Source organism: Paenibacillus sp. J31P190 (assembly GCF_059692075.1).
Map to the genome: position 1 here is coordinate 91,021 of NZ_JCAUAS010000004.1, position 24,814 is coordinate 115,834.

Genomic DNA, 24,814 nt, shown 5'->3' on the forward strand with positions numbered 1-24,814 from the left:
TAATGTCGAATCCTTGAAAGCGAAGAAAGGAGAGGTTTCCGTTGCCAAAATACTTATATCGAATGCTTGTCTTCTCTCTTCTGCTGAGCGCAGTTCCGGTCGTTTGCATTGGGCTCATCTCCTACTATATTGCCTCAAAGGATATTGGGAAGAAAGTTAATGAGGGGAATGTACAGATCCTGCTGCAAAACCAGATGCGAATGGAGCAAATCTTAAAGAACGTGGAGATGGGCGCTGTACAGTACATCAATTCACCGTTGGTAAGCGATTTCATCTACCATGATTTACAGAATGATGATTTTCAAACGATCAACAATCTCTCCAAAGGCTTGTATAATCTTCATTCGATTGCGGGTGTGGCCGACACGCAGCTGATTAATTTGGAGCACGACTGGATGATCAGCAATCTCGGATTTACAACAACAGACGATTTTGTGAATCGAGATTTACTGAGCGATTATGCCAAGCGCCCGCAAAATTTATTTTGGTTAGCTACTATCGGTAAATCCTTAGATGAAAATAAGATCCGGTTGGTCGTCAAGCTTCCAATGATTGCCTCTACGACCACTCCTAAAGCGTTGTTGATGATTGACATGTCGCATGATGCCTTACTGAGCAATTTGGCTCAAAACACCCAATTAGGAAATATTTATGTGCTTAATCGAAACAGGGAGCCGTTCTTAGCTAGTTCCAGCACCGTAGGGATCCAGCCTTCCATCCTGCAAAGGATGAATGTCGCGACGGAACCAGAGGGGGCCTTTGAAACAAACGATATGGGAGTTAACTATAGAGTTTCCTCCTATAACGGCTGGTCCTATATATCTATCGTGTCCATTGATGTAATTACGAAGGAATCTAAGAAAATTGCCTTCATCACCTTAAATGCTTGTGTGATTATTTTTATTCTAATCGCATTAGCCGCCTTCTATGGAACTAGCCGCATGTATAGGCCGATCCATCGGCTATTTATGATGATGGAGCAGTTCGGAGGAGAGTCCAAAGGGAATAAAAAGCGGGATGAATTCGCATTAATCGAAGAGCGCTTTTCTTCCTTGTTTAGCACGAGAAAGCAGCTTCAGCAGCAGCTGCAGGTTCAGAGTGGGCAGATGAAGGAATTTTTCTTATTGAAGTTGATCATGGGACAGGTCACAGAGAGCGAATTCTCCTATAAGTATGAGACCTATGGCTTTGGGGAAAAGGGGAAGGCGCTAGGAGTACTCGCCTTGCAGATCGATTCTCTTGAGGACACCAGATACTTGGATAGCGATAAGGAGCTGCTGTTATTCGCGATTAATAACGTCGTTGGGGAGCTGATCCCTAACGACCGTATCTTGGGTACTTTGCTGCTGGATCAGTCTCAGGTAACGATACTGCTAGGCGATTCGGAGGATCCGGATGAGTTGAAGGGCTACTTCTATCAAATGGCAGAGCTTATGAAGTCGAAGGTGCACGAGCTGCTTCAGCTCAAAATCAGTATCGGCATCAGTCGGCCGTTTCATAGGTACACGAATGCGATGGATGCCTACTCGGAGGCGTTGGAGGCTTTGAAACGCAGAATTAGTCTTGGAAATGAGCTCGTCCTGGGCTATGAAGATATCGAACCGGTTCACCGGAACAGCGTTCAGCCTGCTGCTTCTTGGAATCACCTTGAAGAGAGCTTGATGAATGGGCTTAAAACAGGCGATGCTGCTTCTGCTTACGAGCATTATAACCAGTATGCGTCAGCGATTCTAGAGAAGAGCGTTTCGTTCAATGATTTTCAAATATTTATGCTTCAATTAATCGCCAAAATGTATCGGCTTGTTGGGCAGCAAGGTGGCATGCTGGATGGATTAGTCGGTACCAAATCGGTCATTATCCGATTCATGAAATTGAATACGGCGGAGGAAATTATGACGTGGTTTAAGACGGAGCTGATCCCGCCCACCCTTGCCTTCCTGCAGAGCCGTATTGATTCGCAATATATCAATATTGCCCACCAAATGATCGAGCTCATTCACGAAAAATACGATCAGGATCTTACTTTGGAATCGTGCGCTGCGCAATTCCGTTTTCATCCCGTTTATTTGAGCCGAGTGTTCAAGAAAGAGATTGGAACGACGTTTATCGATTATTTGACGAATTACCGGATGAATATGGCGAAACTGTGGTTAAAGGACAGCAATATGAAGATTACGGAAATCGCGGAGCGTCTTAACTATACCAACTCCACAGGATTTATCCGGACCTTCCGCAAAGCTACTGGCATGACGCCGGGTCAGTATCGAGAGGCCCTTTCGAGATCACAGTAAACGCAAGCTCGGTGACTGAACCATAATCTCTTTATCCATCATGGAGGTGCACCTGTTGACCTACGAATTGATAGAAAAACTGAAAGCAGCCTATATGTCCAGTGAGAAGTGGTATTTCGTAAGGTGGCATTATATCGAGGGCTGTATCTTAAAGGCGTATTTGGACAGCTACGAGCAAACCGGCAGTGAAAGAGATTATATGTTTGTAAAAAGCTATATCGATCAGCTATTTGATGCCGATGGTAATATCCCTGAAATCCAGATCGGCAGTTATAATATCGACCAAATCCGGATGGCTGGAGTTTTGTTTACGCTATACCAAAGGGAGCGGGAGCCCAAATATAAAAGGATCATGGATATGTTGTATGAGCAGTTGGCTTCTTACCCGAGAACGAATTCCGGTTCGTTCTGGCATAAAGAAAACTATCCCTACCAGGTATGGCTGGATGGATTGTATATGGGGCAGCCTTTCTATGTTCAGTACGTGAAGCAATTCGTAGAGGTGAAGGATTATTCCGATACGCTGCAGCAGTTCAAAAATGTCCGCCAATTTATATATAACAATGAGAAGCGGTTGTACAGCCACGCATATGATGAGAGTCGTCATATGTTCTGGTGCGATAAATCAACTGGGCAATCACCAAATGTGTGGGGGCGTGCGGTCGGCTGGTTCGCGATGGCATTGGTGGATGTGCTGGAGCTGTTAGAAGGAGAACCGGCAGATCCCGCCATCCTCAAAGTCTATCTTAAGGAGCTTATAGATGACATGCTGCCGTACCAGCATAGCGAGGGTATGTGGTATCAGGTCGTGGATAAGAAGGAACATTCAGGAAATTATCTCGAAGCCAGCGGTACGCTGATGTTAGCTTATGCCATTCTGAAAAGTGCGCGATTGGGATATCTGCCAAAAGAGTATGCCGTATACGGCATACAGGCTTTTAACGGGACGATTGCTCGTTACCTGAGGGAAGAAGACGGTGAAGTGCTGCTAGGCGGCATTTGCAGAAGTGCTGGCCTTGGCAAAAAGCCGGAAACCGGACAAATGCGAGATGGCAGTCTTGCGTATTATTTCTTCGCCGAACAAATCGTGGACAATAACGGGCATGGTGTAGCACCGCTGCTGATGGCCTACAACGAGATTAATCGGCTTGGTTGATGATATCCGTGAGACCGGGATCATGATATAAGGAGGACATATATGTCTGAGCGAGCAAAAAGTCAAAATGAAGCGCCTCTTTACATAAAGGTTCACGCCGAGGATAATGTTGCGATTATCGTTAATTCCGGTGGGTTGTCTAAAGGGAGTATCTTTTCTTGTGGTCTAGAACTTAGGGAAAGCATTCCGCAAGGGCATAAAGTAGCCCTAATTGATTTAGAGCAGGATGAACCTATCGTTCGCTACGGTGAAGTTATCGGGTATGCGGATAGTCCGATCCTACAAGGTAGTTGGGTGGAGGAGAAGTTGGTAAGACTCCCCACACCTCCTGAGTTAGATGAGCTGCCGATTGCCAATCATGTACCGTTACCGCTTCCGCCGCTTGAAGGGTACACTTTTGAGGGATATCGTAACGAAGATGGCAGTATCGGCACGAAAAATATACTGGGAATCACTACCAGCGTTCAATGTGTTGCAGGGGTGCTTGACTATGCAGTGAAAAAGATTAAAGAACAATTGCTTCCGGGCTATCCAAATGTAGAGGATGTCGTGGCTTTAACTCATAATTATGGTTGCGGAGTTGCGATTAATGCTCCTGATGCTATCATTCCGATTCGTACTATTCAAAATATCGCGACCAATCCCAATTTTGGCGGTGAAGTTCTAGTGGTGGGGTTGGGTTGTGAGAAGTTAATACCGGAAAGATTGCTTCCGGACGGAGACTCTTCCAACATCGTATCTCTGCAAGATCATCATGGTTTTATGAGTATGATTCAGTCCATTATGAGTATGGCGGAAGAAAAATTGGCAAAGTTGAATCGACGACAGCGCGTAACTTGTCCTGTGTCCGACCTAGTGGTTGGTTTGCAATGTGGAGGAAGTGATGCTTTTTCCGGGGTGACGGCGAACCCGGCGGTAGGGTTTGCCGCTGATCTGTTGGTTCAAGCTGGCGCAACGGTTCTATTCTCAGAGGTCACCGAAGTGCGGGATGCCGTTCACCTGCTAACGCCGCGCGTAATCAATCAAACAGTGGGCCAGGCATTAATACAAGAAATGAAGTGGTACGATCATTATTTGCAAAAAGGTCAAGCGGATCGGAGTGCGAATCCGTCACCGGGAAATAAAAGAGGCGGCTTGGTGAATGTGGTAGAGAAGTCACTTGGATCGATTATCAAATCGGGCAGCAGTCCCATTGTAGGCGTATTATCCCCGGGTGAAAAAGCGACTCAAAGAGGGCTCATTTTTGCGGCGACACCTGCAAGCGATTTTGTTTGCGGTACTTTGCAACTAGCCTCGGGGGTAAATATGCAAGTTTTTACAACGGGTAGAGGCACACCTTATGGGTTAGCGATGGCACCAGTTATTAAAGTATCTACTCGAAATTCTTTAACGGAACAGTGGCATGATTTAATCGATGTGAATGCAGGAACGATAGCAACGGGTGAAGCAACTATTGAAGAAGTGGGCTGGGAGATTTTTCGCATGATCGTAGATGTAGCAAGCGGGAAAAAGAAGACTTGGGCAGACCACTGGGGATTGCACAATGCTTTGTGTCTGTTTAACCCGGCTCCAGTAACCTAATCGTTGTTGGGCGTTGTATGACGTGCCCGCTGCCCGCTGCTTCTTTTTTGCTTTAAACCATGAAATGAAGTTTTAAAATCGATAAGTTCTTCGGTAAACCGAAGGGCTTATTTTTAGTTTAGCGGTGAAAATCCGACTTAGATAAAAGCCGTTTTGGTATCCGCATTGCTCAGCGATATGATCGATTGTATGGTCTGTGTCGATCAGTAATGACTTTGCTCTCTGGAGTCGAAGTAAGGTTACATATTCAATTGGAGAGTATCTGTATGCAGCTTGAAATCGGCGGGATAGTTGAGAATTACTGATCCCAAGTTTTTCAGCCAAGAGCTGCATACTTAATTTCGCTCCAAAAGCGTGTTGATTTAGATAAGCCATGGCATGAACGGTGAGAGGGTCTTGTTTATCTTGGGACTGTTGTTCAGCTATTTTCTGTTCTCTGGCACTCACAAGCAGTAAATCATTAATTAAATGGTTTGCAAATTCATAGTGATCTTCTAAGGGTTCATCGGTGATTTGTCTGAGGTAGCTGAAAGTTGAAGAAAGGCGTTGAAAGTCTCTGACTAGAACTTTGCCTTTTGCATATTCACCATCCATTGTAAATTCAATGAAATGAAAAGAGACAGGCTCCAAAACCTTTCTTTTTAAGACGACATGAGGTGGGCAAATAACGAGATCTCCAAATCCAGCTTCGTTATACGCAGGCTCTTTAAGTACTGTTATTTCTTCTTCGAGAGAGAATTGAAATCGACCGGACTCCACGGCAAGAATGACCCATCCTTCATAAACATCTTCCTCAAGTGAGAATTCTTTTCTATGCGCCGTATAATAACACCTTGAGAGGCGGATTTTGTTCATAGCTGCTCTCTACTTTCTATAACAAATGCAAAAAAGTATATAAAATATAAAAAAGTAATGCATGTTAAACATAAATCATCAGGAGTATCATAAGAAACGAGGAGTCATTTAAGTGAAATAATTATATGATTTCCCCAAAAAAATGTAAAGGGGATTAGGGAATGAAAAGGATAAACATTCTTTCTAATGAGCAAATTCAGAGCTACAAGGACAAAGGGTATCTCGTACTGCGTAATGTATTTAGCGAACAGGAGGCTAAGGTGCTGCAAGCAGAATGTGATAAGCTGCTCACATTGAGTCAATATACGGATATCCATAATATCCGAGCAGGGCATAAGCGTTATGCGAACGGAGAAGTTAAGATCGAGCGTTTAGATCCCGTCCATGACATTTCCGCGGTAATGGATCATTTGGTTCGAGATGAACGTATTTTGGCACCCTTGCGTGATATTTATTTGGATGAACCGCTATTGTTTAAAGATAAATTGATTTTTAAGCTGCCTGGAGCAAGCGGTTATGCGATGCATCAGGATGCTGCTTGGTGGCAGGGCTTTCCAATAGAAGGACTTATCAGTGTGATGGTGGCAATAGACGGAGCGACAGTGGTTAATGGCGGGCTTGAACTATTCCCGGGTTATCATCATCACCTTCGTTCCGATATCGGAGAATTACGAGGCATGAATGCCAAGGAGATGGCTGAAATTGATCTCAAAACGGGGGAGATTGTGGAGACCAATCCTGGTGATATGATTCTGTTTCACTCTTTTACGCCGCATCAAAGCGGAATAAATACATCAGAACACAGCCGTAAGCAGCTGTATTTGACCTACTCGCCCGCTAAGAATGGACAGTTGTACAACGCCCATTATCAGCATTTTCAACGGTATTCCTTGCTGGACAAGGATAAGAGTGACTACTATTTCCTATAGTGCCATCGTAATCGTAAATATCATGCCTCCACATCATAACTCCGCATGATTGTCATAGATTTCTCGTTCTTGTCTGGTTGCGAGGGCTTACGGTATATCCATATAATTAAGATATACCAGAGGAGAATTGAGGTGCACCTTGGCAAGGATAACAGAACAGCACATGCTAGGAGCTATTGATAGGGGTTTGGCACCTAGTAGAAAGAATAACCTGTCGAAAAGAATCATTCAACATTGGGATCTCTATATGCTCATAGCAATCCCTTTGCTGGTTTTGCTAGTTTACAGCTACGTCCCGATGGTTGGAGTAGCACTCGCTTTTAAAAATTATAAAGTTTTCGATGGCTTTATGGCTAGCAAATGGGTGGGATTGGATAATTTTAGGGTGCTTTTCTCAGACCCGAAATTTTTGAGTGTTCTGGGTAATACACTTTTAATCAATTTGTACAAATTGATTTTTCAATTTCCGCTGCCAATTATTTTGGCATTGCTGCTCAATGAGGTGAGGAAAGGGTTTGTGAAGCGAATAACACAGACACTGACCTATCTTCCTCACTTTCTTTCATGGGTTGTGATCGCTGGGGTTTTCGTCGATATATTGTCGCCAAGCACGGGGATTGTCAACTCGCTGCTTCGCTTTCTCGGCATATCACCGATTCAGTTTCTCGGAGATGAGGGGTTTTTCCGCAGTGTGCTGGTAACCTCAACCGCATGGAAGGAAACAGGGTGGAGTGCTATCATTTATCTAGCAGCTCTTACCTCGATTGATCCGGAACTTTATGCAGCAGCTGAAGTAGATGGAGCCGGAAAACTGAAGCAAATCTGGCATATTACACTTCCCGGAATCGCAAGTACAATTGTATTCATTATCATACTTCGCATATCTCAAATGTTGGGTAGCGATACAGAGCAAGTATTGTTATTCTATAATCCTCTTGTTTATAAAGTGGGCGATGTTATTGGTACCTTTGTGTACAGAGAAGGCATACTTAATGCCAGCTACAGCTATACAACTGCTGTCGGGCTATTTACTTCCGTTATTGGCTTCACGTTGTTGATCATTGCGAACAAGGTCAGCAGCAAATACTCCAACCGTGGAATCTGGTAGCTGAAAAGAGGGATTCAACCCATGTTCGACAAAAGAATGTCTAATGGAGAAAAGGTATTTACCGTCTTTAATTACTGCTTATTAATCGCAATAAGTTTAATATGTTTACTGCCCTATGTCACTTTATTTGCGAAATCGGTTAGTGACGAGACTTATGTAATTAGCGGGCAGGTTAGCTTATGGCCGAAGGGTTTTCACTTCGATGCTTATAAAGCTTTAATTTCAGCAATTGACTTTCGCACTGCTTTCCGAAACAGCCTATTCGTCACAATTGCAGGCACGATGGTGCAAGTGTTTTTTACCGCGTGTGTTGGATATGCCATTTCCAGAAAACATCTACCTGGACACAAGTTGATCAATATCATGTATGTGTTTACGATGATGTTTAATGGCGGTTTGGTTCCAACCTATTTGATCATTAAGGAAACTGGCTTAATGAATAATTTACTCGTACTCGTTATTCCAGGTATGGTAAGTGTGTTTAACCTAATTCTGATTCGCAACTATTTTGAATCGCTACCGTCTAGCCTAGAAGAATCGGCAAGAATAGACGGAGCTGGAAATCTAACCGTACTGTTTCGTATCATGTTCCCTTTATCTAAACCAATACTTGCAACTATCGCGATTTTTTCGGCTGTTAGTATTTGGAACAGTTACATGGACCCGCTCATGTATCTAACAAAAAAGAATGTCTTGGTTTTACCCTTATTTTTGCAAAATGTCATTTCTGCCGCCACCCAGAATGGTACAGATAATTCGGAGGTACTTGCCCATATTGCCTCAGAAACGTTCAGAGCTACTGCGATCTTTATTTCCTCGTTGCCAATCTTGCTTGTATATCCTTTTTTGCAGAAATATTTTGTAGCTGGATTGACGTTGGGCGCCGTTAAACAATAATCGTTAATTTGGGGGAATGAAAAATGAAAAAGGGTTTCACCTACACAAAGTTTGTGTCTGTTCTGTTGGCGCTTACGCTGGTGTTACTTACCGCTTGCAGCCAAACAAAAGAGCCAACGGGAGAGAAAGGTACTTCTGTTACAGCTACAGATAAAGAGACGAATGCTGTTGCAGCGCCTAAGCTCGATAAAAACGCCAAAATTCGCATTGCAGTTCCAAGTAATAGTGGAGTCAAAGGCTTCGAACAAGGCGCAAGTGAAAGTGATAACCAGTTTTTAAACGCTATTAAAGAGAAAACAGGCTATAAAAATGTAGAGTGGACAATTATTCCAGCAGCAAGCCAGCTTGATAAATATAATTTGATGTTTGCATCAGGTGATGTATACGATCTTATTTATACGAATGACTTGACGATCTTCAAGAGATTCAGTGCACAAGGTGCGCTCACCCCCGTTGAACCTCTGGTCAAACAGTTTGGCAATGAGATTGAAAAGCATGTAACTGACAACGCATGGGCTGCTGTAACCTTAGACGGGGCAAGGCTTGCCATACCAGCTTCACCCTTTCAAAAATATAAAGACCAGGATTTAGGAAGCGGTTTCTTGGTTAGACAGGATTGGATCGATAAGCTGCACTTGTCAGCTCCGAAAAATCTTGATGACTTGTATACGTTCCTAAAAACAATCAAGGATAATGATCCAAGTGGCAAAGGTACGATTCCATATGTAGCTTCTGCTGGAAACAATGGGAATCCATTGGACGGTTTAGATGTCATTACAGGTGCATTTGGTTTATCCGGCTTAAACAACCTTGCTGTGCCGTTCATTGTCAAGGACGGGAAGTTGATTGATGCACAAGATGCCTATTTAAAAGAGATGCTTACTTACTTGGCTAAGCTGTACAAAGAAGGGCTTATAGACAACGAATATTTGTTCAACAAATCGCAGCAGGTTGCGGAGAAAATATCATCAGGTAAAGCAGCTTCCGGATACTTTGGCTATTATGAGCCTAATGGGTTCCGTCCTGCGTTGGTCAAAACAGACCCGAATGCCAAGCTCATGTATATGCCGCCAATTGAGGGGAAAGACGGACAAAAGGGCTATATCATTCCTGCGCCAGTATCCAACTATTATATGGTTCCGAAGAATGCAAAAAATAAAAATGAAGCGATAGATTTATTGAATACATATCTGAAGGACAAAGATTTGCAATTATTCATCAACTATGGCAAAGAAGGCGTTCATTATAATAAGGATGCGAGCGGTAATTTAGTGCCTATCAAACCCATTTATGATCAAATTATTTATAAATTATATTATAGAATGTGGACGACTCCAGAAATCTGGCTGCCCAATGCGATACTCGCAGGCCTCAATCCAGACATGAATTCCTATGTGGCAGCTGGACCCCATGATATTGTGTTCAATATTAATTACTATAGACCGCAGACGGATGCGGAGCTATCCAAAGGCAGAGCGCTGATAGATCTACGTAATGAGTACGTATCCAAGATCATTAATGGGGCACTCCCCATCAGTGCAGTAGATGAATATTTCAAAAAAGCAGATGCAAACGGCAGACAGGAAGTCATCAATGCCTCCCAGGATTGGTTTACCAAAACTGGCAAAGCACTTTATAACAATCTTACCAAAAAATAATCGGACGTGGTTTTATAAGTATAGGGAGGGCATGTGCCTCCCTATACTTTTTTGCAACCACATAAGAAAGTATAAGTTTTCGATTCACGAAAACCGCTTTCTTATTGGCGATAAAACTTAATATAGGGATCTTTGGTCGTAGACCAAAGTCTCTCCTCGTTAAACGCGGTCGCTCATTTTTGAATGACCTCGATAGAGGTTTTCTCATAATTTTAGCTATATATCTGATTGTCAATCTAGTGTATTGTTTTATTAGTACCTCAAACTAAACATTGGAGGTTGATTTATGCACAAATTACTGCTTGTCGATGATGATTATATTACCAGAGAAGGTTTAAGGGATTTAATTGACTGGAAAAGTTTGGGAATTATAATTGCCGGTGAAGCCGAGGATGGTGCAGAAGCCTTAAGAATCGCTCGGACGATCGTTCCGGATTTAGTCATAACCGATGTGGTCATGCCAGGCATGGATGGTATTAAGCTTGTCGAGGCGCTGAAAATCGAACACCCTGAACTAATGGTCATTATGATTAGTGCACATCAAGATATCCAATATGTGAAAGCCTCGATTAAATTGGATGCAATTGATTATTTGCTAAAGCCTTTCAATCGTGAAGAGATGATGCAGGTTGTTGGCAAAGTAATAAGCAGACTGGAAAAGGAACGTGAGTATAAAAGGTTTAAGGACGATATCAGCCATTATTATGTGGACAGTACTGTACCTACAGAACTTACGATAATTGTAGATTTAAGAGAGCGTATCGTTAAGCTGACCGGCAGTGGATTGACTGAAACACTAATCGACGAGTTAGAGCAGTTTTTTGCATCCATTAGGCTCTACAAGATGGACAGTATACTGATTCTGGTCATTCTTTGCAGTGAGCTTCTTATCAAAGCTTTTCGTTCTGCAGCTGCCATCATCGGACATGAAGCGGTCAAAGAGATGCAGGATTCACTGCAGCAATTTAGAATGATGCAGAGCAGCGCCCAGATAGAGACATTTGTATTCGAAAAGCTTCTTCACATCGAACAAATCGTCAATGAGTCGCGCAACAATAAATCGCGTAAGGTAATTCGCAGTGTTGAGGCGATTATACGGAAGAGCTACAATCAAAACCTAACGATTCAACAACTTGCGGAAGAGGTATATATGTCTGCTGGCCATCTTCAGGGGTTATTTAAAAAAGAAACGGGTCAAACGATTAATGAATATATCACGATGGTGAGACTTGAGAAGGCTCAGGAGCTGCTGCGTGATCCCGCAATTAAAATATACGAAGTAGCCAATCTAGTCGGATACCAGGATACTTATTATTTTACGAAAATATTTAAAAAGCTGGTGGGTGTTATTCCTGTACAATTTCGGGAGCGTGGCTGATGAGAAAATTAGCGGATGTACTGAGCGGATTTTATTACAATCTCAATTTGCGCACGAAACTCGTCTTCTCCTATTTAATTCTGATTATAGTTCCGGTTTTCTTGCTGGTTTATTTCACCTATACAACGATCCACAAGTCGGTTGTGGAGCAAACCGGAAACGCGTATCTAGAAGCGCTGAAGCAAGCGGAGAAGAATGTAGCATTTGGACTTGACGTGGGTTATGATATCGCAGATTTGGCACAAAATAATTATGATATTCAAAAAGTATTGCAAACTGTAGCCGAACGTCAACTGACTTCGGCCGAAGTCATCGATTTCTTCAATGTGCTCAACAAAAACGTTACCAATTATGAAGGGAAAAGAAATGTACTCAAGGTGAGCTTTTTTATGAAGGGCAATCCGGCATTCCTATCAGCAAATCCGAATTTTTTCAGTATTGGAGAGCTTGAAAAGGATTCTGCATTAAAGCCATTGCTGAATGAGAGCAAGAAGCAAGCTTGGTTTCATGCTGATGTGATTCAGCACTTACAATTAGCTCAAGCAGACGAGGTGCTCTTTATTAAAGAAATTCACGATAACAACCATATCCAACAAATCCTTGGTTATGTGATGATTGAGCTTGATTCGAAGTTCATTTGGGATATTCTTAACGATCTAAGGCTTCCTGATGGAGCAGAAACGTTAGTGCATACAGGTGGTGTGAGGATCGGAGTCAAGCATCTCCCCTTGGGTGATGTCAAGTTGGAACAGCAGTTTATGTCCTCGTTGCCCACCCGTCAGGAAGGGATCACCCATTTCGGTCCCGGTTTAGGTACTTATTATGCAGTGAACAGCAAGTTGAGCGGGTTGGACTGGAATATTTCTCTACTGATGACCGAGCGGCATTTAGGCATGAATAGTAGATCCATTCAAAATTTCATGTTCGCCTTGGCTGCATTCGTTTCTATTCTTGCCATTATTACTGCTTTTTTCATTTCAGGCTCTATTACTAAGCGCCTAAAGAAGCTTATTCGTTTAATTAAACTTGCGGATGTAGGACAATTTGAAACGGAAACAAATATTCGTGGTAATGATGAGTACTCTCGATTGCAGCGTTCTTTTAACCAGATGAGTATGACTACCAAAGCATTAATTGAAGAAGTGTATCAGGTGAAAATTAGCAAGCAGGAGACAGAGATGAAGCTGCTGTATGCGCAGATCAACCCACATTTTCTATACAACACGCTTGATATCATCCAATGGAGTGCCCTACGCATTGATGCGAAGGAAATTGCAGAAATTACGGAATCTCTGGCCAAGTTTCTTCGGCTCAGTCTAAACGAGGGCAAAGAGCATATAAGACTGTCCGAGGAAGTAGAGGAGGTCAGCCGTTATATGCACATTATCAATTACCGTTATCGTGGAGCAATCGAGTTTGAGACCGATATCGAAGAGGGGATTATGGACGTTGTGATTATCAAGATGATTCTGCAGCCTTTAGTTGAGAACGCTGTTATTCATGGTATTCGACCTAAACCAGGTAAGGCGGGTATCATCACGGTTAGGGCATCTCAGCAGGGGGAATTTGTATATTTGGAGGTAAGTGATGATGGTATCGGAATGACGGAAGAGCAATTGAAGAGGGTTTTAGAAATAGAAACTCGCGGTTATGGCGTGAAAAGTGTAAATCAACGAATCCAGGTTCATTATGGTGAGGAATGTGGTCTGCAGTTTTTCAGCCAGCCAGGATCAGGTTGTCGAGCAGTAGCGAAACTTAAGCCTCAGATGCTAGCTAACCCACCCTCACCATTATACTCGTAATTCGTCAATATAGATGCATCGTCATAGTAAGAACCGTGGGATAAATCCGCATTTTTGTCGTACATATCGCGTTTCTGTCCAGTTGTGCGCACTTCGTGCATTTCCTTATAATGAGTACCATACCACTTGAGAATGGAGGTGTATCTCGGATTAAATGAATGGATTCTCAGTTTTCTATAAGATTTAGCAACACTTGCATTTCGATAAAAACTAAAATGTAAGCGCTATCAAATGGGGGTGGTTAAAATCGAATTCTTGTAAGATTCATGAACCGCAGCAGAAAGAAAAAGCTTGAGAGCGGGTTTTTTATGCTGGATTCAGGAAAAACAACAATTTATTGGAGGTGTAGGTATGGCGAATAATATATTACCAGATTTTGTTGGAAGATACCGCTTGCTCAAAATATCGATATGTATGATGCTTCTAATGTCTGTTACCTTACTTGCTGCGTGTTTGATAGTCGTACCGTCAGCATCCGCGGACGGCGACACGGACAACTTCACGAATACTTCAACATGGTACCGTGATTTCGCTCCGGGCATTATCAACTCGAGTGAAGGAACAATTGAGCTGACAGCGCGTCTTGACAAGCCCTATACGGAGTTTGGTAACGATTATGATTTCTTATTTCGCCTTATTCCCGAGCAGAGTGGACCAGGGTTCACATTAATCAACGCCCATATTCCTCCGCCGACAACGAAGCCGACGGGGGCGACATTTGATCAGCCGCTTACCTTTTTCGTCAAAAACGGGGAAGCAACCAATGGCGCGTTCGCCTATGCGCAGCCGAATCAGTTGAACTATGTCGTCGGCCAGCCCTTCAATCTTGCCTTCACATGGAAAATGGGCGCTGGGGGTTACGCAGCCATCTACAAGGACGGTGTCTTGCTAACCAGCTCGCCGACCACGGTTAAATCCGTGATGGAGAAATTCATGCCTTATGAATTTATGATAGAGAGGGGAGCCCCTTATAACATTACGAATGTGAAAATTTCCACTCGGGCGCTAGCGGTTAATGAACTGGAGCATAGCACTAGCACCTTTACCCATGGTGTGGACACGGCTCTGCTGGCGGATGCCACGCTGGGGCAGCCCATTCAATCGCAGAAATTTATTACCCCGTGGCATACATCCTCCCAGTACAGCGTCGTTAAACCTGCATTCCGAAACGAGAAAGAAGTATTCTACCAAAATGAAGCGGCCGTTTATCCGGTTATGACAGTGAATTATGGAAGTACGGCGAAGACATATACGGTCAGTATTAAAGCGACGGATCCATCTGGCAATGTGGTGTTCACCGAGCCGAAGATCGTTACTGTACCAGCGGACGGCACCTATCGTATGGAGGAGTTGACTCTGCCGCAGTTAAACGGCCAAGTGGGCTTCTGGTATTTGGAAACGACGGTAAGCTCACCGTCGGCTGACCCCATCGTATACAAGAGTGGTATTTCCAAAGTGTCAACGAACGACACTAACGTCGCTGATGGCAATTACGCCAATTATTATGGGACGCACTCTAGTTACAGCTACGACATTTCCCCATGGAAGAAAATCAACACAAGCGCTACCCGCACTTGGGAAGACGCCAGGGTTTTCTTATGGAATAAAATCGAGCCGACGAAAGGACATTTTACATGGGAACATGCGGATCAATATGTGAAAGCGACGACGGATGCCGGCATGGATGTGTTGGCTGTTATGGGCTATCCCTCCAACTGGGCTTCGACAAGGCCACCTGTTAGTGAGATACCAACTGGAGGCTATCCATCCGACCTCCAATACCCGGCAGATCGTTGGGTTTCCAAAGATATTCAAGCGGGCAATGGTGCAGATTGGACCAATTACGTCTACCAGACGATGAAACGTTATGCGGGCAAAGTGAAATATTACGAAATCGTCAATGAGGTAAACTTTCATCCGCCTTATCTCGCTGCTGGTTTCTCAGGGACAAAGGAACAATATTTCATGATGCTGAAGATTGCTCATGAACAGGCTCAGAAGGTGAAAGATGAGTATTTGACAGAAACGGGAAACAATCTGGAACTGTATGTCACGACGAGCGGGTTCACCTCGGTTTCTGGTACTGCCGCCGACCGCCAAATGACGATTGATGCGTTGCAAGAACCTTATGTCGGTTACTACGACATCTATAATGTACATGGGTATCAAGGTACCAATTATATCCCGGATATACTCACCGCTTACGCTCAGGCGAAGATCACTCATCCGAATTTGAAGCTATGGCAAGGCGAGTTCTTTCCTCTTGGCGAGATTTATCCAACCATGACATCGAAATTATATGGTACGGTTCAGAAATATATGGAATTTCTGTCGGCGGGCTTCTCGAAATTTTTCACTATGGGTGTTCCCAATGCGGATACGTTCGTCACACGGTATTCGCAGTCTCCAACGGAAATTTTTCAGACGACGGCCGTCATGCAAAATCAGATCAGGAAGGCGGATCAGTATATAGGGTCGTATTCTGGGTTTCCCGGAGAGAATTTTCTGACGGTTAATCATTATTTGCATCGTACGGATGGGAATTACCTCAGCATTCTGTCTGCGGATAGCCAGATGCTTAATATCAACGTGGCCAATAGCACTAAAATCATTCGTGTAGTTGACAACTATGGAAATCCGGTATCGGTGGATTCCAACGGTAAAATCGTGAAGAAGAACACGGTCTTTGTCGTCAGCAGCGAGCCGCTTGCTATCGACAGTGTGACGGGGGATGTGCCGCTTACAATCATCCGTAACGGAGATATCGAGAAGCTGTCGGGTGATCCGATCGGAGGGCCAGCTGCTGTTACCATCGATAATTGGGGTATGGGCGCAGGTGTCTACGGGTCTAATGCTTATGTGAACAAAACAAGCCCGTTTCAGGGCGTAAATGCTGTGGAGTTCAACTCGGCGGGAGCAGCGGGAAATCGTACGTATATGTACCAGACGTTTACCGTTACGAAGCCGGGCACCTATGCACTCTCCGCATTTATCAAGAAGGTGGAGGGCGGAGCGGACGTTCAACCCGAGCTGAACATTTGGGCTGGGAACAGCGACCATCAGTTGGCTCCAGTAACCCTTAGCAGTCAGTATGCTTTTTATGCAAAGACGTATACTGTGACCCAACCGATGGATATTACCGTCAATATTGGTATCTTGTCAGGTGCTGGAAAAGTGGTATTCGACAATGTTTCTTTCGATCCTGCACCGGATAATGTCGAGATCATAATGGATAATTCAGATACGACGGGAGTGACGTTTACCGGCACCACCAACGTCTGGGACAATGCGAGAACGAATAGCGGGGCAAACAAAGGGAATTTCGCACTCAATACGAGCAAGGAAGGCAAATCAAGCGTCATCTACACGCCGTCCATTCCTCTAGCCGGGATGTACGATGTATACGAATGGCATCATTCAACGACCGGCACGACGGATGCGCCGTTTACGATCAATCACGGAGCGGGTTCTACAGTCGTGAAGGTGAATCAATCGACGAACGGAAATAAGTGGAACAAGATCGGCAGCTTTCCTTTCAATACGGGCTCAACAGGCAGCGTTGTCCTAACTAACGGTTTTACCTTAGGCAACTTTATGCTGGCGGATGGGATAAAGTTTGTTCGGACTGGCAACCTGCCGCCTGTTTTCGCGAATGGTAACTTTGAGTCAAAATCGGGGGACCCACTTGGTGGATCGTCGTCCGTTACATTTGACAACTGGAGTATGGGCTCAGGTGTTTATGGGACGAATGCCTATGTGAACACAAATAGTCCTTATCAGGGTGGGGCTGCGGCGGAGTTCAATTCGGCAGGGGCATCCGGCGGTCGAACCGATCTCATTCAGAAATTTACGGTACTTCAGCCAGGAACGTATTCGCTGTCCGCTTACATCAAGAAGCTGTCCGGCGGGTCGGACGTCCAGGCGGAGCTTAATGTGTGGGACGGGGTGAGCGACCATCAGATGGCGCCGATCGCGCTGACCGATCAATATGCTTATTATGCCAATACGTTCGTCGTAACGCAGCCGATGGAGATCACCATCAAGACCGGTATCCTTTCGGGCTTGGGGAAAGTATTATTTGACAACGTGTCGTTCGATCTCATACCGGACAATGTCGAGATCGCGATCGACAATTCAGATGCGACAGGAATCAAATTTACGGGATCAAATTGGGATAACACGAGAACAAATACCGGTGCCAATAAAGGGAATTTCGCATTAAATGCGAGCAAGAGCGGCAATGCAAGCGCCATTTACACCCCACTCATTCCAATAAGCGGAATGTATGATGTGTATGAGTGGCATCATTCGACGGCCGGAACGACGGATGCGCCATTCACCCTCAACGCGGCTACAGGCTCCACAGTCGTGAAGGTGAATCAATCGATAAATGGCGACAAATGGAACAAAATCGGCAGCTCCCCTTTTCTTGCGGGTTCATCGGGAAGCGTCGTTATTACAAACGGGTTTACTACTAGTAACTTTATACTCGCAGATGGTATCAAATTTGTTCGGATAGGGGCAAACGTGCCGGTACAAAGCATAATGGTAACGGGAAATCCTTCGGCTGTCGTACTGAAAGGCGCTGCGCTACCTATGATCGCGGCGATACAGCCGGCTAACGCTTCGAACAAGGCGGTCGTTTGGAGCGTCGTTGACGGAACAGGCAAGGCGGTGATCGATTCCGCGACCGGTATCTTGACTGGCGTGGAGACCGGTACGGTCACCGTTAATGCTGCAGCGGCCGATGGTTCAGGCGTAAAAGGCCAACTGCAGGTGAATGTAAACACGCTGGATCATGTGACGCTGACAGCTAGTAAACCCATCATGAAGAGCGGTGATCAGTCGACCTTGACTGTCATCGGCATTATGAGCAATGGATCGCAGGCTGACCTCAGTACAGCAAGCCTTAACTTCTCTAGTGATCGTGCGATAGCTACGGTGGACGCACAAGGAATCGTGACTGCAACGGCGGCAGGCGAAGGGACGGTTCAGCTTAAAGCGACCGCAACGCTCGGCGGAACAAGCGCGGAGGCTAGCGTGGCAATCCAAGTGGACAATTCCAAGCCAACGACCGTTGCCACAGTAAGTCCGTCTGCGCCGAATGGCAGCAACGGATGGTATACGACGGATGCTGTCATTACGCTTGGCGCGGAAGACAATCTCTCCGGTATAAATAAGACGGAATACAGGCTTGGAGAAAGCGGTGACTGGATCGCCTACACAGCACCGTTCGCGCGGGGATATGAAGGAGTAAATGCGGTACAGTACCGTTCAACGGACAACGCAGGTAACATTGAAACGCAGCACATCACAACTGTCAAAATTGACAAGACATCACCTGTAAGTATCGCAACGGTTAACCCGGCTGTACCTAACGGCAGCAATGGTTGGTATACATCAGATGTAGCGTTAAGTTTATCAGCTACTGACAACTTATCTGGTGTGGCGACAACAGAATACAAAGTGAATAACGGGGATTGGATCACCTATACGGGGGCCATACCTGCCTTTGGTGAAGGAATTTATACATTTGCCTTTCGCAGCACGGATCAAGCAGGCAATGTAGAACAGATTCAAACAATCGCATTTAAGATTGACAAAACAGCGCCAGTACTAATCGTTCAATTGGATAAAACATCGATATGGCCGGCGAATCATGAAATGGTGATTGTTCATACTACGCTGAATTCGAGCGATGCTATTTCAGGCGTTGCATCTGTGGTGTTAACCTCCATTGCCGGCAATGAACCGGATAGTGGGCAAGGTGATATTGGGGCCGATATGGGGTCAACGGCCACTACATTTAGTTTACGCGCGGAAAGATCAGGTAATGGAACAGGGCGCATATACACGATTACGTATACGATAACCGACAATGCAGGCAATAAATCAACAGCAGTAAGTACAGTTAGTGTTCCACATAATCAATAAGCCAAGGTGCATGTCAACTATGACCGGAATCATATCGAGCGACAAAATGATTGTGCAAAAAACTACCTGCAACGTTTGCCAAAGACGGAACGGCAAGTGTCATACACACCATCCATTCCAATATCGAAGCGTAGACCACAATATATCGGAGGCGGTCGTAACAAGGTTGTGTCTGCAAGATCAGGAGAAGCAGTTTAATTTGAAAAGGCAGAAAAAAAGACGAAACGATGTATGCGTTTCGCTTTTTTTTCTACGACTGACCAATCAACATACGGCTGTTGAGTAAGGAGATGGGTGCGAAATCAACTTCAGATTCATCTTTTACGGCTAATGGACTGGAGCGACGTTAATCCCCGAAAAAGATTGAATTTGAAAATCTAATGGACTCGACAGCCCTTAATCTACTTCAAATTATGAAAATAAGATAGATTGAAACCGAATAGCGGCGCTGAAGTCCGTAAGCTCGGAATCATCGCTTCAAATAGGCAGTTAACGGCATCCAGGTCCGTTAAACGTCTATTTTCGGTTAATTGGTCCATCGTAGCAAAAAAAATTTTTTGTACCACAAAAGAAGTTTAACTTCACTAAAGCGTATTGGGGCTTCCCCTTCCTGTTGAAAAGGGAGCAGATTAGACGTCCGTAAACTGCGGATTGTCGTTACTGGCTGGAGCATTTCATTCAAACGGATCGTGATGTGTGCAAGGGTTTGCATGTGAGCGTCTCGATTATTGTCATTATAGACGCCATACCAAGTACTGGCTCCGTGCGCCACTGCCATAGCATGTACAATCCATGTTTCAGGCTCTGATAAAAGATAACGGTCTTGAGTTATACGCATTCGTATTGCGGTAAGGTTGATGAATCGTTTAGAAGCTTTACTATGTGTCAGCGTGGGAGATGGAGGTTCTCTGTCCGTACCAAAATGAAGGCATCAAATCAAAAATGGAGATATTTTATTGTGTACATACTCAGGATAAAGTGTAGAGGAGGAAAAGAAAACGCTGTCATCTAGGGATAAGTAGATGCGGCTCCATAAAGGGAGATTTGAAAAATGACGACTGACTTCAAGGATGCGAGTATGGCGGGGAATCAATCAGCGAGAAAGAATGGGCTAAAGACCGAGAAGTATGACGTTGTCGTATGCGGTGGCGGACTGGCGGGTTTCTGTGCGGCTGTTGCTTCGGCTAGACAAGGAGCGAAAACATGTCTGGTACAGGATCGCCCCGTCTTCGGAGGGAATAGCTCCTCTGAGGTAAGAGTGACACCGCATGGTGCAGCTGCTTTTCATGTATACGCCAAGGAAACTGGGATCATATCTGAGTTATTGATTGAGGAACGCGCGCGAAATCATGAGCCGATATTTGAGAACGGCTGGACGAACAGCGTTTGGGATATGACGATGTATGACATGGCGCAGCGAACAGAGAATTTGACCTTTTATTTGAATACGTCCATTCTGGATGTTCGGATGGCAAATGAGCGAAAGATCGCGTCAGTCGTGGGTTACGTAGCTAACGCTGAGACGGAGCTCGAATTAGTAGCTGATGTATTCGTTGATTGCACAGGCGATGGCATCGTTGCTGACCGTGCAGGTTGTGAATGGCGGATGGGTTCGGAAGGACGCGAGGAGTTTGGCGAACCGCATGCGCCGCATGAGGCCAGCGGCGATGTGATGGGGAGTTCACTTCTTTTTAAAACGAAGGATCTAGGCTTCCCAGCTCCGTTCACCGCACCTGATTGGGCTGCGAAGCTCGATAATCCGGATTTTTTCTATAAACAGGGACGTAATCCGAACGATATGCGAGGCGGTTACTGGTGGATCGAGATTGGTGTGCCTTGGCATACGATTTATGAAAGTGAAGATATTCGCCATGAGCTAACACGGTATGTCTTAGGGATTTGGGATTGGATCAAGAACAAAGATCCGCTTACGAAAGAACTGGCCGCAAATCATGCGATTGATTGGATAGGTCAGGTGCCAGGCAAAAGAGAAAGCCGCAGAATTATGGGGCAGTATTTAATGACTGAGCATGATCCTTTGAACAACACAATATTTGAAGACGAAATTGCTTACGGAGGCTGGTTCCTGGATCTGCACACCCCGGGTGGACTGCTTGCGCCTACGAGCGAGCATGCTAGCTCAGAAGGATACGATGAAACGTCCGAGTATATGGTCAAAAGCTACTGTGGGCCTTATGGTATTCCACTCAGGTCAACGATCGCCAAGGATGTCGATAACTTGATGATGGCTGGCCGGAACATTTCGGTGACACATGCAGCACTTGGAACCGTGCGCGTCATGGGGACGACCGCGCTTGTTGGGCAGGCGGTTGGAACGGCTGCAGCTATTGCTTTGAAGAAAGGGCTGGCACTTGCTGATGTGCCGAGTCAGGCAATCTGGGAAGTGAAGCAAACCTTGCTTCGTGATGGCTGCTTCCTGCTGAATACGACGAACGAGGACGAGTTGGATCTTGCACGCAACGCGCAAGTTACAGCTAGCAGCCAAGCGGCGTTCCATGGCGCCGAAGTGAGGGGGGATCTGAAAGCGTCTGGTGAGTGGGGTCCTCAAGATGATTTTCTCCGCCAACGGAAAGGGCAATGGATTGCGATTTCGGAAGGAGTTTTGAACCGAGTTTCGGTTTGTTTGAGCAATTGGAGCGACACGCCTCAAATCGTGGAAGCGAAAATCATCCCTGTCGATCATATTTGGGATTATCATACTGAAGCGAGTCCAGCCATTGCCACAACGGAGCTGCTCATTATGCCGGGCAAGTATCAATGGATAGACTGGGATGTCCATCTGGACGAGACCACTGTCCTGAAGTCTGGCAGCTATGTTCGTTTGGACTTGCTTGCGAATCCCCACATCGTTTGGCATTGTTCTGACGGCATCGTGCCAGGGCAAACGTGTGCGTATGAAATGGGTGAAGGGAAGATGCGCCGGGATTGGAATGGACCGACCCGCAGCTTCCGAGTGGAGCCTCCGCAGTATGCCTACCGTCCTGAGCATGTCATTAGTGGGGTGACTAGACCATATCGGTTTACGAACCTGTGGCGGTCTGATCCGCGCGAGCCGCTTTCGCAATGGCTGGAGCTAAACTGGGAAGAGCATCAATCGATCAAACAGATTGAGATTACGTTCCCTGGCAGCCTTTTATGGGAATACCGTGGGTATGCGCCGTTTTATCGCGACCCGCAATGTCCGAAGGATTATCGGATAGAAGCCTTCGTTGGCGGCACCTGGAAGCAGCTTCTTGAGATAAAGGGGAATTACCAGCGTCATTGCCGCTATACGCTTGCGCAGTCTGTTCAAACCGATAAGCTGCGCGTTGTCATCGACGCAACCAACGGGGACTCGTCGGCGGCTATCTATGAAATTCGATGTTATCAAGGTTAATTCACTGAATAATAGCCCTAGTTCTGATGAACTGGGGCTGTTTCTCACTGATTTCTAATTTTCTCCAAGTGGTAAATGTTACATCGTTTTACGATGTTCCTTCGGGGATACGCCGAAATAATTTTTGAAAGCACGCGAGAAATGATAGAGATTGCCATACCCTACCTTTTCCGAGATCTCATTGATCCGTAAGGTGGGGTCTTTGAGCAGCTTCTGGGCTTCTTCCATGCGGACTTTGATTAAATAGGCAGTGAAGGTTAACCCGGTTCGTTCCTTAAAAAGCTTGCTGAAGTACGAGTAATTCATCGATACCCGATTGGCCACCTCTGCTAGCTGCAGGTCGCGGCTGTAATGCTCACGAACGATGGATTCCGCTACCGTAATAACCGTTTCGCCTAAATTAGCATGCTCTGAGATGAGATGTTTCGTATCTGTGGCATAGCTTTTTAAATAATGGCGAAGCTCGCCTAATGTATGGAATGTGTCGAAAGCTGTTGCGCGCTCAGCCTCTTCAAAAAGAAAGCGATCATGAACATGGCGATGGATTTCAGAAAGAACCAGATCATAAATCGATTTTAGCTGCTCCAAAGACATCTGTGGCCGCAAAGAATCGCTAAGATGACGGTCAACCCAAAGGCCGATACGTTCCAAATGCAGTGTCTCAACGGCTTGCTTGAACTCCTCCATATCCTTTTTGGAAGGCAGCCAAGCTTCCGTCCAACCGAGTGGTTCAACCGTCACTAAGACATCGCATGGTTCTCGTAAAATCCGCTCAGACATCGCGTTATGCGCTTGTTTATACAGACGCGATAAATCGTCCAAGCCCTGCCCAGATTGGCTAATCGAGGCGGTAGGCGTCCGAGGATTGCCTTTCCTTAGTATATTCACAGCTTTGCTAAGTAAGCCCTGAATGGTTTCAAAGGAAACGGATGCAGCATAATTAAACACAAGGCACACGCTTCCTTGCACATCATGAAAAGCTAGGAAGCGTAGATGTGATGCTAAATCATAGTCTCGAACGCATTGTTCCATACATTCAGTTACCGTATCCAAATGCTCCTCGCTGAAGGTAACATCGTCAAAGGATAGCATGGAAACGGCGAACAGAGGATGAAGAAAGTAAGCTTCGAGTGATTGCTGTGACTCGGATTCTTTGCTGCTCACAGCCGCTTCCTGATCGTAAGCAAGTGCAGACGAGGCTGAGCTTCGCTTCGACCCGTGGATCACTAGGGGTAATCGAGCAGTAAGCAGCGCCCTTGCATCCGTTAGGTTTCTTTCGACGAGCTGGTCGTTAAGGTTATCTTTCTCGATACTGACAATGGCGGACTGTACTTGCTTGCCAAGCTCATCGGAGGCCGCTGGCTTCAGTAAGTAGTCTTGTGCGCCGTATTTGAATGCTTCACGGACGTAGGGATAATCAGCATAGCCACTCAGCATAATGAATTTGGTCCGTGTTAGCAACGGAGCAAGCTCTTTAATCAATTGAATGCCATCTAACTCGGGCATACGAATGTCCGTGATAATGATGTTTGGTAGTAAGGTTGTAGCCATCTCAAGCCCCTGTAGACCACCGATCGCGACATAAATATCCCGGATGCCTGATACATTGGCCCTTTCAAGTTTGGCTTTCACGCCGCTGCCAATCAATTCTTCGTCATCAATTATTAATACTGTATACATGATCATTCTCCTCGATCCTTCTTGAGTCATAGGGAAGGGTTAATATCGTCTCTGCGAATTGGCCTTCGATGCTGTTTAACTGTAAGGGATAATTCTCACCGTAGAATAACTTTAAGCGTTCATTAATGTTGACTAGACCGATGCTTTC

The 24,814-nt window shown here is 45.3% G+C and carries 13 protein-coding genes; 11 read left to right on the forward strand and 2 right to left on the reverse strand.

From position 1 onward, the window contains the following. Positions 1 to 41 precede the first annotated feature (41 nt). From AC58U0_RS10305 to garD, 3 genes are read left to right on the forward strand one after another with little or no spacing between them, the layout of a single operon-like run. Entirely contained in the window at positions 42 to 2,291 is a 2,250-nt protein-coding gene (locus AC58U0_RS10305) for a helix-turn-helix transcriptional regulator (RefSeq protein WP_497378915.1), read from the forward strand. A gap of 46 nt (positions 2,292 to 2,337) precedes the next feature. Further along, positions 2,338 to 3,447, forward strand: a complete 1,110-nt coding sequence (locus AC58U0_RS10310; RefSeq protein ID WP_497379163.1) for a glycoside hydrolase family 88/105 protein — start codon at positions 2,338 to 2,340, stop codon at positions 3,445 to 3,447. Positions 3,448 to 3,489: 42 nt separating this feature from the next. Continuing rightward, a complete protein-coding gene (garD, locus tag AC58U0_RS10315; RefSeq protein WP_497378916.1) occupies positions 3,490 to 5,028 on the forward strand; it encodes a galactarate dehydratase in 1,539 nt (512 codons plus the stop codon). Between the two features lie 72 nt (positions 5,029 to 5,100). On the opposite strand, the gene AC58U0_RS10320 is transcribed toward garD, so the two are convergent. Continuing rightward, positions 5,101 to 5,883: a helix-turn-helix domain-containing protein gene (locus tag AC58U0_RS10320; protein WP_497378917.1), complete on the reverse strand. Its 783-nt coding sequence runs from the start codon at positions 5,881 to 5,883 to the stop codon at positions 5,101 to 5,103. 161 nt (positions 5,884 to 6,044) lie between these two features. Between AC58U0_RS10320 and AC58U0_RS10325 the strand changes: the two genes are divergently transcribed. The 8 genes from AC58U0_RS10325 to AC58U0_RS10360 all read left to right on the forward strand — a co-directional run bounded on the left by AC58U0_RS10325 (position 6,045) and on the right by AC58U0_RS10360 (position 22,986). Continuing rightward, positions 6,045 to 6,812 (forward strand): phytanoyl-CoA dioxygenase family protein, encoded by a 768-nt coding sequence (locus AC58U0_RS10325; protein WP_497378918.1) that lies wholly within the window; start codon positions 6,045 to 6,047, stop codon positions 6,810 to 6,812. Positions 6,813 to 6,999: 187 nt separating this feature from the next. Continuing rightward, a complete protein-coding gene (locus AC58U0_RS10330; RefSeq protein WP_497378919.1) occupies positions 7,000 to 7,920 on the forward strand; it encodes an ABC transporter permease in 921 nt (306 codons plus the stop codon). 21 nt (positions 7,921 to 7,941) lie between these two features. Further along, on the forward strand, positions 7,942 to 8,817 hold the full coding sequence (locus AC58U0_RS10335) for a carbohydrate ABC transporter permease (RefSeq protein ID WP_497378920.1): 876 nt from the start codon (positions 7,942 to 7,944) through the stop codon (positions 8,815 to 8,817). 23 nt (positions 8,818 to 8,840) lie between these two features. Then, positions 8,841 to 10,475: an extracellular solute-binding protein gene (locus tag AC58U0_RS10340; RefSeq protein WP_497378921.1), complete on the forward strand. Its 1,635-nt coding sequence runs from the start codon at positions 8,841 to 8,843 to the stop codon at positions 10,473 to 10,475. Positions 10,476 to 10,761: 286 nt separating this feature from the next. Next, the gene (locus AC58U0_RS10345) at positions 10,762 to 11,853 is read left to right on the forward strand and encodes a response regulator transcription factor (protein WP_497378922.1); all 1,092 of its coding nucleotides are present in this window, start codon (positions 10,762 to 10,764) and stop codon (positions 11,851 to 11,853) included. Further along, positions 11,853 to 13,655, forward strand: a complete 1,803-nt coding sequence (locus AC58U0_RS10350; RefSeq protein ID WP_497378923.1) for a sensor histidine kinase — start codon at positions 11,853 to 11,855, stop codon at positions 13,653 to 13,655. Before AC58U0_RS10345 ends, AC58U0_RS10350 begins: the two co-directional genes overlap by 1 nt. Before the next feature lie 351 nt (positions 13,656 to 14,006). Then, a complete protein-coding gene (locus AC58U0_RS10355) occupies positions 14,007 to 19,589 on the forward strand; it encodes a golvesin C-terminal-like domain-containing protein (protein WP_497378924.1) in 5,583 nt (1,860 codons plus the stop codon). A gap of 1,051 nt (positions 19,590 to 20,640) precedes the next feature. After that, positions 20,641 to 22,986, forward strand: a complete 2,346-nt coding sequence (locus AC58U0_RS10360) for an FAD-dependent oxidoreductase (protein ID WP_497378925.1) — start codon at positions 20,641 to 20,643, stop codon at positions 22,984 to 22,986. A 78-nt stretch (positions 22,987 to 23,064) separates the two neighbouring features. On the opposite strand, the gene AC58U0_RS10365 is transcribed toward AC58U0_RS10360, so the two are convergent. Next, positions 23,065 to 24,666 (reverse strand): AraC family transcriptional regulator, encoded by a 1,602-nt coding sequence (locus tag AC58U0_RS10365; protein WP_497378926.1) that lies wholly within the window; start codon positions 24,664 to 24,666, stop codon positions 23,065 to 23,067. Between the last annotated feature and the right edge of the window lie 148 nt (positions 24,667 to 24,814).

Coding starts and splice junctions, on each gene's coding strand:
- AC58U0_RS10355 (WP_497378924.1), top strand. CDS start 14,007: ATGGCGAATAATATATTACCAGATTTTGTTGGAAGATACCGCTTGCTC.
- AC58U0_RS10365 (WP_497378926.1), bottom strand. CDS start 24,666: ATGTATACAGTATTAATAATTGATGACGAAGAATTGATTGGCAGCGGC.
- AC58U0_RS10320 (WP_497378917.1), bottom strand. CDS start 5,883: ATGAACAAAATCCGCCTCTCAAGGTGTTATTATACGGCGCATAGAAAA.
- AC58U0_RS10345 (WP_497378922.1), top strand. CDS start 10,762: ATGCACAAATTACTGCTTGTCGATGATGATTATATTACCAGAGAAGGT.
- AC58U0_RS10340 (WP_497378921.1), top strand. CDS start 8,841: ATGAAAAAGGGTTTCACCTACACAAAGTTTGTGTCTGTTCTGTTGGCG.
- AC58U0_RS10360 (WP_497378925.1), top strand. CDS start 20,641: ATGACGACTGACTTCAAGGATGCGAGTATGGCGGGGAATCAATCAGCG.
- garD (WP_497378916.1), top strand. CDS start 3,490: ATGTCTGAGCGAGCAAAAAGTCAAAATGAAGCGCCTCTTTACATAAAG.
- AC58U0_RS10325 (WP_497378918.1), top strand. CDS start 6,045: ATGAAAAGGATAAACATTCTTTCTAATGAGCAAATTCAGAGCTACAAG.
- AC58U0_RS10335 (WP_497378920.1), top strand. CDS start 7,942: ATGTTCGACAAAAGAATGTCTAATGGAGAAAAGGTATTTACCGTCTTT.
- AC58U0_RS10350 (WP_497378923.1), top strand. CDS start 11,853: ATGAGAAAATTAGCGGATGTACTGAGCGGATTTTATTACAATCTCAAT.